The sequence below is a fragment of the Providencia sp. 2024EL-00732 genome (assembly GCF_044006275.1).
In the GTDB taxonomy this organism is placed as follows: domain Bacteria; phylum Pseudomonadota; class Gammaproteobacteria; order Enterobacterales; family Enterobacteriaceae; genus Providencia; species Providencia huashanensis.
Map to the genome: position 1 here is coordinate 156,481 of NZ_JBIPDG010000003.1, position 13,002 is coordinate 169,482.

13 protein-coding genes are annotated in these 13,002 nt (G+C 35.2%); 6 read left to right on the plus strand and 7 right to left on the minus strand.

The window, feature by feature from the left end; genetic code table 11:
• The first annotated feature begins 333 nt into the window (after positions 1-333).
• Both yegD and ACHB7C_RS07480 read left to right on the plus strand, forming a co-directional pair.
• Positions 334-1,686 carry a molecular chaperone gene (gene yegD / locus ACHB7C_RS07475; protein WP_349483736.1) on the plus strand — a complete coding sequence of 451 codons (1,353 nt, stop codon included), beginning with the start codon at positions 334-336 and terminating at the stop codon, positions 1,684-1,686.
• 90 nt (positions 1,687-1,776) lie between these two features.
• Complete coding sequence (locus ACHB7C_RS07480) at positions 1,777-2,721, plus strand: phosphotransferase (RefSeq protein WP_071548304.1); 945 nt, start codon at positions 1,777-1,779, stop codon at positions 2,719-2,721.
• Positions 2,722-2,781: 60 nt separating this feature from the next.
• Here ACHB7C_RS07480 and ACHB7C_RS07485 read toward each other — a convergent pair whose 3' ends face one another.
• Positions 2,782-3,261 carry a DUF4822 domain-containing protein gene (locus ACHB7C_RS07485; protein WP_071548305.1) on the minus strand — a complete coding sequence of 160 codons (480 nt, stop codon included), beginning with the start codon at positions 3,259-3,261 and terminating at the stop codon, positions 2,782-2,784.
• A gap of 189 nt (positions 3,262-3,450) precedes the next feature.
• Positions 3,451-4,305, minus strand: a complete 855-nt coding sequence (locus ACHB7C_RS07490; protein WP_042845235.1) for a LysR family transcriptional regulator — start codon at positions 4,303-4,305, stop codon at positions 3,451-3,453.
• A 110-nt stretch (positions 4,306-4,415) separates the two neighbouring features.
• Between ACHB7C_RS07490 and ACHB7C_RS07495 the strand changes: the two genes are divergently transcribed.
• The 4 genes from ACHB7C_RS07495 (at position 4,416) to dmsD (ending at position 7,187) form a co-directional block, all read left to right on the plus strand.
• Positions 4,416-4,886, plus strand: a complete 471-nt coding sequence (locus ACHB7C_RS07495) for a multidrug/biocide efflux PACE transporter (RefSeq protein WP_042845237.1) — start codon at positions 4,416-4,418, stop codon at positions 4,884-4,886.
• A gap of 33 nt (positions 4,887-4,919) precedes the next feature.
• The gene (locus ACHB7C_RS07500; protein ID WP_272659445.1) at positions 4,920-5,087 is read left to right on the plus strand and encodes a hypothetical protein; all 168 of its coding nucleotides are present in this window, start codon (positions 4,920-4,922) and stop codon (positions 5,085-5,087) included.
• A gap of 358 nt (positions 5,088-5,445) precedes the next feature.
• Positions 5,446-6,198 (plus strand): energy transducer TonB, encoded by a 753-nt coding sequence (locus tag ACHB7C_RS07505; RefSeq protein WP_349486788.1) that lies wholly within the window; start codon positions 5,446-5,448, stop codon positions 6,196-6,198.
• A 371-nt stretch (positions 6,199-6,569) separates the two neighbouring features.
• Positions 6,570-7,187, plus strand: a complete 618-nt coding sequence (dmsD, locus tag ACHB7C_RS07510) for a Tat proofreading chaperone DmsD (protein ID WP_042845240.1) — start codon at positions 6,570-6,572, stop codon at positions 7,185-7,187.
• A gap of 83 nt (positions 7,188-7,270) precedes the next feature.
• On the opposite strand, the gene ACHB7C_RS07515 is transcribed toward dmsD, so the two are convergent.
• From ACHB7C_RS07515 to ACHB7C_RS07535, 5 genes are read right to left on the minus strand one after another with little or no spacing between them, the layout of a single operon-like run.
• Positions 7,271-7,615 carry a DUF3088 family protein gene (locus ACHB7C_RS07515; protein WP_272686164.1) on the minus strand — a complete coding sequence of 115 codons (345 nt, stop codon included), beginning with the start codon at positions 7,613-7,615 and terminating at the stop codon, positions 7,271-7,273.
• A 55-nt stretch (positions 7,616-7,670) separates the two neighbouring features.
• Complete coding sequence (locus ACHB7C_RS07520) at positions 7,671-8,813, minus strand: PLP-dependent aspartate aminotransferase family protein (RefSeq protein ID WP_166685696.1); 1,143 nt, start codon at positions 8,811-8,813, stop codon at positions 7,671-7,673.
• 28 nt (positions 8,814-8,841) lie between these two features.
• Positions 8,842-9,837, minus strand: a complete 996-nt coding sequence (locus ACHB7C_RS07525; RefSeq protein ID WP_071548307.1) for a D-cysteine desulfhydrase — start codon at positions 9,835-9,837, stop codon at positions 8,842-8,844.
• A 15-nt stretch (positions 9,838-9,852) separates the two neighbouring features.
• A complete protein-coding gene (locus tag ACHB7C_RS07530; protein ID WP_042845248.1) occupies positions 9,853-11,277 on the minus strand; it encodes a Na+/H+ antiporter NhaC family protein in 1,425 nt (474 codons plus the stop codon).
• A 40-nt stretch (positions 11,278-11,317) separates the two neighbouring features.
• A complete protein-coding gene (locus ACHB7C_RS07535) occupies positions 11,318-12,463 on the minus strand; it encodes a PLP-dependent aspartate aminotransferase family protein (RefSeq protein WP_042845250.1) in 1,146 nt (381 codons plus the stop codon).
• Between the last annotated feature and the right edge of the window lie 539 nt (positions 12,464-13,002).

Sequence of the window (13,002 nt, forward strand, 5' to 3'; positions counted from 1 at the left end):
TAATAAATGGTCGAATAAACCAGCATAAGCAATATTCTCATATTCTCAACTTGTTTATTTCTGCATTCAAGATAAGTTAGAATTAAGATGAGCACTATATGTTAATTTTCTATCTACCTCCATATACTATAGTGCATACATCTGCTTAAGAAAGGTTAAAAATAGTTCCATAACCTTAATCACACAACTGACTTTGAGAAAAGCGAAGTCATGCCTATCTTATCATTTTCTAATCTTGCAACGTTAAATTAACTAGCTATTTTGGTAGTAATTCTTGATTGCTTGATATAAAGTCACAACCCTTTTTTTCAAGGTTACTATTTTGGAGGCGAGATGTTTATAGGCTTTGATTACGGTACATCCAACTGCGCTGTCGCAATCATGAAGGACGGAATACCGACACTATTACCATTAGAGGGCCATAGTAAATATATTCCATCAACACTGTGTGCGCCAACAAGAGAATCTGTATCTGAACACCTATTTCGTCATTGCAAAATCACACCTTCAGATGAAATTGGGCAGCAAATATTAAGAAGGTCGATAACTTTTAATCAAGATGAAGGGGTCGATTTAATGCCTGAAGATATTGTTTTCGGGCAAGCTGCCTTAGATTTATATTTAAGTGACCCAAGAGATGTTTATTATGTAAAATCACCTAAGTCGTTTTTAGGCGCTTCCGGGCTTCATGAAACACAAATTAGTTTTTTCGAAGACCTTGTTTGCGCCATGATGAAAAATATCAAAGATACTGCTGAACATACCTTACAACAAGTTATAGACGATACAGTGATTGGACGGCCAATTAACTTCCATGGTCGCGGTGGAGAATTAGCTAACCAGCAAGCAGAATCCATATTATATCGTGCCGCAAAACGTGCAGGCTTTCATCATATTACATTTCAATTTGAACCTGTCGCTGCTGGCCTTGAATATGAATCAACTTTAAATAGTGACCAAATAATCCTAGTTGTTGATATTGGTGGCGGAACAACTGATTGCTCATTAATTCAAATGGGGCCAAGTTACCGAACCGCACAAGATAGAACCCCTTCCTTATTAGCCCATAGTGGCCAAAGAGTGGGTGGAAATGATCTTGATATCTATATTGCGCTAAAACAATTGATGCAACTTTTTGGGATGGAAAGCCAGTCGCTTTCAGGTATTAAAATGCCATTTTTACAGTTTTGGAACCCAATTGCGATAAATAATGTTGAAGCCCAAAAAGAATTTTATTCGCGGCAAAACCTTTCAGCGCTGACTCGATTAAAACAAGAAGCAAAAGAGCCTAAAAAATTGGCTCGCTTACTAGAAGTATATAACGAAACTCTTGGGTATAGCCTTGTCCGTATAGCTGAAGAGGCGAAAATTGCCTTATCTGAAGATGCTAATTATTTAGCTAAAATTGCGCTATTGAATGAAACGCTTGAAGTTAATATTCAACGAGAGCATTTAATTGAATCAATAGAATCACCAAAGAATAAAATGATTGAACTAGTTAAAGAGGCTGTCAATCAAGGGGGAGTGCAACCTGATGCTATTTACATTACGGGGGGAAGTGCTCGCTCACCCATATTGCATCAAGCTATCTCCCAAGAATTGCCTAATATCCCTATCGTACGCGGAGATGATTTTGGTTCCGTTACCGCAGGGCTAACTCGCTGGGCTGAAACCTGTTTTAAATAAAAACACATTATTTTCTAAGTGACTACTTACAATAAAAGGTAATGTTTAACATTACCTTTTAACCTTACTTCTTCAGTTGCTGGTAGTCACATGAAAATTAATAATATTCTCAAAAAATTTAAGCTAACAGATATTAGTCAGATCGAAAGCATCTATCCTTATTCGCCAGTATATAAAATACATAAGAATAATCATGACTATGTACTAAAACAGACTTGCTCTAATATTGATGATGCCAACAGATTAGCAAGCTATTTATCCAATTTAAATAATAAGAAAATAAATATTGTCACACCAATTTCAGTAGTTACCCCAAATCCACAAGAAATAAATAATGATGTTTGGGTGCTCTATCCGTTTATTAAAGGAAGTAAATATAGCGCTTCTACACATGAAATTATTGAAGCAGGCCGTTTACTGGGGAAAATACACTCGGTTTCCTCTATCAATAATCAAGAAAAACTCAGTGAGTATAATGAATATGAGCTTGAGGATAGCGATATAATCAATGATATCAATATCATACATGACCATTGTATAAAGCATAAATTAGCTATAGATATAAATCAGTTTAAAAGATTAATGCTAGAAACTATTGAAAATCAATCGGTTTTAAGAAAATATAATTTACCCGCTGTTGCTACGCCTTATGACTACAAAGCTGATAATTTAATTTATTTAGAGTGCAACCAAGCCTTTATTATAGACCCCGATAATGCAACTTATATTCCTAGGATTTTCGATTTAGCCTTAACATTGTTACTTTTCCATAATGTATTAGAAACAGCACCAAATCGTATTTTTACTGTAGATGAATGGGAATTGTTTAAACTCGGTTATTCTGAATTCATTACAGTTACCCCTTTTGAAAAGTCTTGTTGGCAACAAGCTATCAAACATTTATTTTTAGATGAAGTGATTTGGTTAATGTCTGATTTTGAACAAGGATGGGAAAATACACGGCAACGAAATTTATTTATTTCATTGTTATCATTAATATTAGATGAAAAATTGTTAAAAAAATACACGCTATAATTTAAAACAGCACGTTGCTAGATAATATGGATGCCGCTCAAAGCGGCATCCATAAGAAAATTATTTTTTAACTTTATGTACAATATCAAAGTACTTATCTTTGTTATCCTGCTCTGGATAAATACGATAAGTATATTCTTCAGGTGTTACAGTGACATTTTCTACAACACGAGTAAATAACACTTCCCCTTGATCATTTTTTGCAGTTAATGAACGGGTTTTTCCATTCTCATCAAATGACCAATCACCTTTCATTTTTGGTTTCCCATCAAATGTAGTCATATTAAAGGTGCCATCTGGATAATATTCAGCTAAGCCAAAGAAGTTAGAAACTTGCTTATCATCAGCACTGACTTCTTTTTTGTTTTGGTCTAAAGCTTCCGTTGTTGTCCAGACTTTACCAACCATGATTTCTTCATAAGCATTTAATTTATGCTCAGCATTTTGTGATTGCGTTGCTGCTGGAGCCGTAGCGGCTTGAATACCAAATGACATTGTAGATACAACAGCAAATAATGTAGGTACTAATAGTCTTTTCATTTTATTTCCTTTAACTAACAAGCTCAAACAAGCATTTGATTTAACTTAAGGGTAACTACATAAGACTTATTATCATAATGTTATTACGTTTATTTACATGGAAATGTTTTGTTACATACGAGGAGGAGTTCTAAATAAATTACAGTTATACCAACAATTACAAATTAATTAGAATAAATATATTCAATCCTAACTATTTAACAATTTATTGATCAACCAATATCCCGCTTTACCCGGTGGATTATGCTTAGACCACACTAAATCTACATTAATTTTACGCGGCCATAGGTCATAATTAAGGCTCACTAATAGGCCATGACCGAATTGCTTGACTAACCAAGTGGGTAGTATTGCCCAGCCAGTCCCTTGTTCAGCCATTTCTAGTAACAACAAATAATTGGGAGCCAGCCAGTTTTTTTCGCTGTTAATGACGGTTTCACTGCTGCTACTTAACCGTAGTTGACGTGTCGTCGTGAGATGTTGATAGGTAATTTGTTTTTCTTTTGCTAACGGATGGCTAGCTAACACATACAACCCTAGCTCCCCTTGAACAGGTAAACGTGAAAATGAAATATCAGCAGGATATTCGATTCGTGACTCCATCATGCCAACATGAGCCTGCTGATTTTGGATCATTTCAATGACATCATTGTTTTCGGCTATTAAGAATTCAAATTCAATATGAGGAAATTGTCTATCTAATATTGTTAATACATGCTCTGCGTGTGGAGGTTGATAAATATCTGAAAAAGCACAACTTAACCGTGGTTCAATATCAGGTGACAATTCAACTCTCAAGGCTTGTAATCGTTCATCAGCTGATAAGATATCCTCAACTAGACTTAATACCTTTCTTCCAGCAAAAGTCAGTGTTGATTCACGCCCTTGCCTATCAAATAAAGCAAACCCCATATCATCTTCAAAACCACTAATAGTCGTACTCACTGTCGATTGGCTTTTATTAAGCTTTCTCGCTGCCGCAGAGAACGATTTCAGTGCAGCGGCTTCCACAAAGGTACGCAATGTTTCTATAGAATAGTTCATAAGGTATCGATTTTTCCGATGGCTGCCATTTTGTATATATATATAAAATAGCAAATAATTGCACCTGTTTTTTTTATAACATATTAGATAGCTATATATTTGAGGTAGTTATGAGCAAGCAGACAAAAACATTAACTGAACGAATTTTTCATGCAGTTTCATTTGAAATCATCGCAATCGCGATAACTGCTCCGGTCAGTGCATGGATTTTAGGACGCTCAATTTTCCAAATGGGTACCGTCGCGATTATATTATCGACACTCGCCATGTTATTAAACCTATTCTATAACATGCTATTTGACCTCTACTGGCCTCTTTCTAAAGGGCTACGCCCAACTAAAGTACGTATTGCCCATGCTGTTGGTTTCGAATTAAGTTTTGTGATCCTCGGCCTACCGATACTGGCAGTACTCCTAAAAATGACTTTATGGGATGCATTTTTACTTGAGATTGGCTTCTTTGCTTTTTTCTTATTTTACACTTATGCATTTAACCTACTCTATGACATTTTGCGTGACCGTTGGTTTACTAACCAAGAAAACCAATCAAACTCGATTAAACCAGCCATAAAACGTACATAGTTCAGCAACGACACCGAACACGAAATATGTTCGGTGTCGATGTCAAATAGTGACCCGATATTAGCTATCATTGCAAAAAACTTTGGAGAAATGGATAGCCATGAGAAAGCAGCGGTAGCGCTTAGTTTTACACAGAATAACCAATCCTCTGCGACAATTTATGCCATGGAACAACATTTAATCCGGAGTAAAACTAAATAAGATAATAAGATACTATTAACAGTCATAATTTATCATATAAGTCATTTCATCAAGGTTTAGTTATTTGCTAAGCCTTTTTGTTTTAATAGAGAAATAAATATCCCCACTTTATCTGCTGTTAATTACTTTAATGACACTATAAAACTGAGAAACCACGACGTACCTCACGATAATGACAACAACTTGCATTTGCAATTGATAATCATTAACATAAAATAAAACATCATATTATCTTATGATTTATAACCAAATGAATTCTTTTACCCCTTATAACCTTAAAGCAATGTTAGCAATTACTTATCTTAAACACGTTTAGCCGTTACCTTTTTGGCTTTAACTGAAAGAATACCGAGGTCTTATGATGAGTCAAAAACTACTTACTTTTATTCTGTCGATAACATTGCATATTTTAGTTATCGGGTATTTTATTTATATAACGACTCAATCATTATCTCAATCTCAGAAAAACCAAGCGTTGCAGGATGCTCCAGTTATTTCTATTGCACTGACTCAGGCCGCTCAAGAAACTCAACCTGAAGAAATAGCACAAGCCCACGCTATCCTTAGTAAAATAAAGTTAGACACTGTGGTGGAAAAAGCCACTATTGTCGTCCCTAAAAAACAAAAAGAAATAAAAAAAACCGTCAAAGAACCGGTTAAACCAACAACATCTACAATGGTTAAAAATACAGAGACGCCTAAGAAGCCAGTAGAGAAAAAAACACCTCTACACACTGAAATTGCCCAACAGCAAAAAGCAGGTAGTCAAGTGACGTCCTTATCCTTGGGAAATAAAAGCCACAAAACACAACAAGCCCCTAGTAATATAGACAATCAATTAATAAGTTCCTATCGTGAAAAATTACGTCAAGAAATTGAACGCAATAAACAATATCCACGTAGAGCTAAAAAAATGAAAAGTCGAGGTGTCAGCACAGTTCAGTTCCAATTAAGCCAAACGGGAGAAATTAGTTTAGTACGCTTAGCGAGTAGTTCTGGAAACGAATTATTAGACAATGCCGCATTAACAGCGGTACAAAAAAGCCGCTCAGTAGGTAAGCCACCAGCGGGCTTTGCTCAATCAATTACCCTTAATATTGAATTTAATTAACGCTAAATAAAGCTAATAACCCGCTATCGTGATATGAGTTACTATGCTGTTAATGCCTGCAATATATTGAATAGTGAACAGCCTGATTATCATTGGGTTTAGCTGTTTGGCTTTACTATACATAAAAATGAAAAAACCGTTGAGAATAGGCTTTCTAATGCTGTTTTATTAATCGTGTATGATGAACTAATCAGTAGTGAAATTCTCTACAGGCTACAGATGATTGTTGCCAAGGCTATTGCGGGGTAATCATTACCTAATACTGTTTATATAGGACGAGAAAAAGCTTATTTATTGTTATCATCGACAAAAGCCTGATGTTTGGTTACGATCGGCTTAAAAAGCGAAATCAATATATCAAGTGGATCAATATGGAACAAAAACTACTGGCGGATTTTTCACTTTGCGCACAAACTCTTGGCGCATTATTTAGTTATAACCCTTCTGATGCCCGTGTAAATAAATTAATTCACTTATTTAGCTCAAGTGAATGGCAATCTGAGTGGCCTTTCAATAATATCTATGATTGCCAACGTATTGATAAACGCTTTCAAGATAGCTTAAATGAGCAAGAAACATTACAAGAAGCTTATCAGCGCTTATTTATTGGCCCTGATGCGCTTCCCGTACCACCTTGGGGCTCTGTTTACCTTGATAAGGAAAATAGTGTTTTTGGTATATCCACCCTTGAACTAAGGGCTTGGCTACGCAACAACCAAATTAATATTGAATTAAATCAAAATGAACCAGAAGATCATATTGGTTTATTATTGTTACTCACTGCTTGGGTTGTTGAAAATAAACCCGAGCTATTACGGGGCCTATTAGAAATGCATTTGTTACCCTGGGCTTATCGTTATTTAGAGAAAATGCAATTACAAAGTGGCCATGCTTTTTATGAAGCAACTGCACTATTAGCGAATGAAACTTTAAAATACATACAGCAAGCTATCCAATTAAATCCGATAAATAAAGAAATTTACCTTTAGTTGTTTCAATAGCTATTTGAATAGAAAATAAATACGTGTGAATAATAGCCCTAAATCAGGGTATATTTAGGGCTATTATTATACTATGGGTGTTTTTTAGGTATATGGTAGGCATCATTTAAGAACAGGATAATTTTGTCCAAGTCAGAAATATAAGCAGTATTATTGTAAACCCCCGTTTGATGTACCGAACTAATCCCTTCAGGCAATACCAACACAGGCAAAGATTGGTTCACATCCCCGATAACAGTGATCAGTTCTTGTCTAGGTTTTTCAAAACCAATATAGACCACATCAATAAATTCCCTTAAATTAGTGTTCTTAGCAAGAATGCCTTCTAACATTGTGCAATCAGGGCAATAAAATACTTCACCTTCATAATTTTTATCTGAAAAACCCATATTTAAAAGATATAACTTATATTTCATAATGTTACCTAATTGAACTGATGAGTAAACCAAAATAAACTATTCGGCATTATTGTTACTTTATTTGAGCAAGTGCAATATCAACATCTGCAATAATGTCTTCAATATCTTCACAACCTAATGAGAAACGCAAAAGCCCTTCAGTAACACCTTGTAATAGGCGTTCTTCTTCAGGTATGCAAGCATGAGACATGATCCTAGGATAAGAAACGATAGATTCTATCCCCCCTAAACTCACGGCAACTAATGGTATGCGAATTGTATCTAAAAATAATTTCACATTCTCATAACTGCCTAAATCAAAAGAAACAACCATTCCCCCATTTTTAGATTGCCGCATATGAATATCATAATTTGGATGAGAGGGTAGACCTGGATAAAATACTTGCTCAACTTTAGGATGTTCATGCAAATATTCAGCAAGCTTTTGTGCGTTTTCACTGGATCTTTCAACTCGCATCGCCATCGATTTCAACCCACGCATGGTTAACCAGCTATCAAAAGGTGCAGCAATACTACCAATAGCTACCGCAGATTTATGTAGCAATTTAGCATATTCGGGGTTGTTTGTTGCTGCCGTTCCTAAAATCACATCGCTATGGCCATTAATAAACTTTGTAGCGCTATTAATCGAATAATCAATACCTAATGAAATCACATCAGACAATAACGGTGTCATAAACGTATTATCACAAATTGTGATGAGTTGCTTTTCTTTTGCAATACGGATCACTGAGATTAAATCTGTCACCTGTAATGTTGGGTTTGATGGAGTTTCAATATAAAAAGCCTTGGTATTCTTTTTAATTGCATCCGCATAATTTTGCGGGTTTGTTGCATCAACAAATGTCACTGAAATACCATATCTTGGTAAAAATTCAGTCATTAATTGAAACGACCCGCCATAAATACTTTTGCAAGCAACAATATGGTCACCATGGCTAAAACTCAACAAAATAGCACTAATTGCTGCCATTCCGGAGGAAAAAATTTCAGCATACTTGGCATTTTCAATCGCACAGATAGCATCACTTAATGCATCTCTAGTAGGGTTAGAAAAACGTGAATAAATATAAGAATAATTTTCTTCAATATCCGATTGAGAATAAGTCGATGATTGATATAACGGAATAGACGAACTTCCAGTATATTTATCTGTCATCGGGTAACCATGTATAACTTTGGTATTAATTTTCATAAGTAAATCGCATTATTAATAAGTATATTTAAATACTTGCCACATTAATTTCAGAGTAAGCAAACATAGCGGGTGAACCGCCAGTATGAATAAAGAGTAATGGCTGATTGCCACCAATCGTTTCTTTTAAAATATTATCAATTAACCCTGCCATTGCTTTGCCTGTATAAACAGGGTCAAGTAAAATCCCTTCTTTTCTCGCCAATAGTTCAACTGCTTGTTGGCCTTTATCATTAGGCATTCCATAACAAGGGGCAAAATATTGATCCCATAATTTAATTTCAGGTAATGCTGAAAGATTAAATTGCACGGCAAGTTGATTAAGTAAATATTCAACTTTAGGTTTTTGTTGTTCTACCGTGCGAGAAACTGTAACCCCTATGACTGGGGTATGTGGTAAAAACGCTTGTAAACCAACTGCCAACCCCGCATGTGTTCCAGCACTCCCTGAGGCCACAATTACAGCCGCAAACTCGATTTCTTTTGGTTTTTGCTGCACAATTTCTAAAGCACAATTGACATAACCTATTGACCCTAATACGTTTGAACCACCTACAGGAATAATATAACTACCTTGCAAATTTAGTTTTTCAATAAGTTCCTGCAGTTGTGTATTTGGGTCTGTCAGTTCATCACAAAAATAACAATCCGCATTAAATAAGTCGGTTAGCAGCTTATTTCCATTATTCAAAAATAGTGAATTATGGCTTCGTATTGGGTTTTCTAATAGTGCAACACACTGTAAGCCATACATTGCAGCAATAGCTGCTGTTTGGCGAACATGATTAGATTGAATAGCCCCCGCGGTAACGATAACCTTGGCTTTTTTACTCAATGCATCTGCAAAAAGATATTCTAATTTACGAAGTTTATTTCCCCCCATAGCAAGGGGGGTCATGTCATCACGTTTAATATAAATATCACGGCCTAGATACTCTGAAATATTATGTAATTTCATTAAGGGAGTTACCCCATGAAGTAAATCTATTTTGGTAATAGCCGAGATTTTTTCTTGAAAATTCATTTTTAACGTATCCCGCTAATAAGTAAAACCTAAATAGAGATAAACCATTAACGCAAAGACAGCTGTTACGGTGGCATAAGGCATTTGAGTACGAATATGTTCAATATGGTCGCAATCCGTTGCCATTGAAGCCACAATCGCATCACTGGATATTGGAGAAGTCATATCGCCATAAATAGAACCCGCAATAGCTGCACCAATCATATATTCAATAGGCATACCGACGGAAATCCCTAGTTGAACGCCAATCGGGATCATAATGGCAAATGTTCCCCATGATGTTCCCGTTGCAAGAGACATCACCGCACTAATTAAGAAAATAAACCCTATTGAAAATGCAGGTGAAATAACCCCTGATGTAATTTCTGCAATATAGGCCCCGGTATTTAAATCTGAAGATACGGTCCCCATTAAAAATGCCAAAATCATCACAGAGCTAATTTTGACCATGCTGGCATAGCCGATATACAGTTCTTTAAAAAAAGTCTCAATGTTCAATACACGACGAGCTAAGAACCAAACAAAAGAAACTAAAGTTCCAAACATGACGCCCCAATATACCGAAGTTGAGCCACTACCTTTGCTAAAATCGCCATTACCAGTGATATAAAGCGCAAGAGGTACCATTAATACTGTAGATAGAATAGGAATAAAGAAATTAAGGGATGTATGGCAGTTAGGGTGGTCAATAATATCTTCATCATCCTGTTCTGTTTCTTCTGCCGCCAACATTGTCAAAGCCTGTTCTTGCGCACGTAAATCGGCTTTTTTCATTGGCCCCCAAGATGTATTAGAGAAGATATAAAACAATACTGATGCTAAAGAAAACCACGCCATGATATTAAATACCATTGAGCTTGCTAAAATTTCAAATGGTTCTCCTGTGATGAAACCTTTGGATATTTGTACGCCAATCACCCCCATCATTGCCGCCCCCCAACCGTTAATCATGGCTGAAGAACAAACTGAAACACAGGATGTTTGAACAATATATGACATTTTCTCAGGCGATACGCCGTATTTTTTAGCCAGTGTTTTAGTTGAAGCCCCTGCGATTAATTGATTAATCGAACTTTCGATAAAAATTAATGAGGTTATAATCATCGCCATTAATTGAACGGCTTTTTTATTTTTAATTAATTTTGTTTTATTCGTTAATAACCTAACCAGTGATTTTACGCCCCCAGTAACAACAACCAGTCGCATAATACCGCCAATCATTACCATAAATAGAATTGTTTTTGTATTCCCTGGTGAAGCAAACGTATTAATAATACCATCAAGTGTCCCATTCACACCTAATAATATATTGTGATCATGTATAACGGTAAAACCGACTAATATTCCCAGTAATAATGATAATATAACTTGTCGTGTAAAAATGGCTAAAAGTATTGTCACCATTGGCGTGACAATAGTCCAAATCCCATAATCATTCATTAGATGCTCTCTTATTATATTTTATTGTGATTTTAATAAATTAAGATAATGCGTTTTCTAAATCATTTAATAAGTCAGTAATATCTTCAATACCTACAGATAAACGTAATGTCGTATCATAAACACCAATACTTTCTCTTTCTTCTTTTGTCATTGAGCCATGGGACATAGTTGCAGAATGATTCACCATACTTTCTACACCACCAAGAGACTCAGCTAATACAAAGTACTTCACTTTAGATAAGAAATACTTTGTATCTTCAATATCACCTTTTAATTTAATCGTGACGACCGCCCCACCAGTACGCATTTGTTTTTTACATAGTTCATATTGTGGATGCGAAGACAGCCCTGGGTAATAAACTTGTTCAACTTTTGGGTGTGTAGATAAATATTTTGCAACTTGTTCTGCGTTACAGCATTGTGCTGACATGCGAAGTGCTAATGTTTTAAGTCCACGTAAAGCTAGATACGCATCAAAAGGAGAAGCAATCGCGCCTAGTGTGGTTTTCAAAAAATCTAGACGATTCGCTAGCTCATCACTCTGAGTAATCACTGCACCACCAATTAAATCAGAGTGGCCACCTATATATTTACTCGCCGATAGCATCACTAAATCAGCACCTAATTCCAACGGTTTTTGATTCCATGCCGTAGCGAATGTATTATCAACACAAGTTAAAATATGATGCTTTTTAGCTAATGAACAAATTGCTTTAATATCAACTAATTCTAATAATGGGTTTGTTGGGCTTTCTATCCAAATTAAACGGGTGTTTTCTTTTATTTTTGCTTTAACTTCTTCCAGATTATTAAGGTCAACATAGTCTATTTGGTGCCCACAATTTAATGTTGAGACGCGTTCAAATAACCTAAACGTTCCACCATAAACCCCTTTCATCGCAATAATATGCGAATCTTTAGGTAATAAGTTTAATACTAAGCTCGAAGCGGCAACACCTGAGGCGGTTGCTGTTGCATAAACCCCACCTTCAATTTCAGCTAGTAAGGTTTCATATGCATAACGTGTTGGGTTACTACAACGTGAATAACAATATTCTCCATGATCTGTTAAGCTTTGTTGAACAAAAGTACTGGCCGTTGTAATTGCAGGGAAAATAGCGTGATTAACTGCATCTTGCTGCTTTCCACCATGAATTAAAATTGTAGCGATATTCTTAGTCATTATCTAAACCCAGTAATAGTAAAATAAAGAACGATATATTTATATTTGTTGCTAAAAGGAATATGCCACAGAGAAATAGAAAATTTTTTCTAAAAATTGATGACATGTTGCAAATTAAGAGAAAATTTTTCTAAACTGAGTTTTATAACATTAAAAATCAATAAATTACTATAATTACAATAAATGAGTTCAGCGTCACAATATTATTATTTAGTCACTTAACGAATAGAAAAAAGGCAGCAAAGAAGCTATAACCAATTAAAAATAAACAATAAATGTATGTGAGAAGTTAAATATATCAGTGTCACATGTAATCAATCAGTATCAATATTTAAATAAATTTAACTTGTTTCTTAGGGGATTTGCTTATTCCCCCTCTATCAATACTACTGAACATGGGTTTAAGAGAATTTTATTCTCTTTGCTTTAAAATTAAAATAGATCATTGGATTAACTATTCTAGTTAAGTATTCAGAATTAAAAACAGACAGCGCAACGCTAGGATAGTATCATTAGCATCATTAGCCTTTTATTCTATT

Excerpts from the sequence above, each read along its gene's own strand:
- ACHB7C_RS07530 (WP_042845248.1), bottom strand. The coding sequence starts at position 11,277 with ATGAATGATTATGGGATTTGGACTATTGTCACGCCAATGGTGACAATA.
- dmsD (WP_042845240.1), top strand. The coding sequence starts at position 6,570 with ATGGAACAAAAACTACTGGCGGATTTTTCACTTTGCGCACAAACTCTT.
- ACHB7C_RS07495 (WP_042845237.1), top strand. The coding sequence starts at position 4,416 with ATGAGCAAGCAGACAAAAACATTAACTGAACGAATTTTTCATGCAGTT.
- ACHB7C_RS07535 (WP_042845250.1), bottom strand. The coding sequence starts at position 12,463 with ATGACTAAGAATATCGCTACAATTTTAATTCATGGTGGAAAGCAGCAA.
- ACHB7C_RS07505 (WP_349486788.1), top strand. The coding sequence starts at position 5,446 with ATGATGAGTCAAAAACTACTTACTTTTATTCTGTCGATAACATTGCAT.
- ACHB7C_RS07480 (WP_071548304.1), top strand. The coding sequence starts at position 1,777 with ATGAAAATTAATAATATTCTCAAAAAATTTAAGCTAACAGATATTAGT.
- ACHB7C_RS07485 (WP_071548305.1), bottom strand. The coding sequence starts at position 3,261 with ATGAAAAGACTATTAGTACCTACATTATTTGCTGTTGTATCTACAATG.
- ACHB7C_RS07525 (WP_071548307.1), bottom strand. The coding sequence starts at position 9,837 with ATGAATTTTCAAGAAAAAATCTCGGCTATTACCAAAATAGATTTACTT.
- ACHB7C_RS07490 (WP_042845235.1), bottom strand. The coding sequence starts at position 4,305 with ATGAACTATTCTATAGAAACATTGCGTACCTTTGTGGAAGCCGCTGCA.
- yegD (WP_349483736.1), top strand. The coding sequence starts at position 334 with ATGTTTATAGGCTTTGATTACGGTACATCCAACTGCGCTGTCGCAATC.
- ACHB7C_RS07520 (WP_166685696.1), bottom strand. The coding sequence starts at position 8,813 with ATGAAAATTAATACCAAAGTTATACATGGTTACCCGATGACAGATAAA.
- ACHB7C_RS07515 (WP_272686164.1), bottom strand. The coding sequence starts at position 7,615 with ATGAAATATAAGTTATATCTTTTAAATATGGGTTTTTCAGATAAAAAT.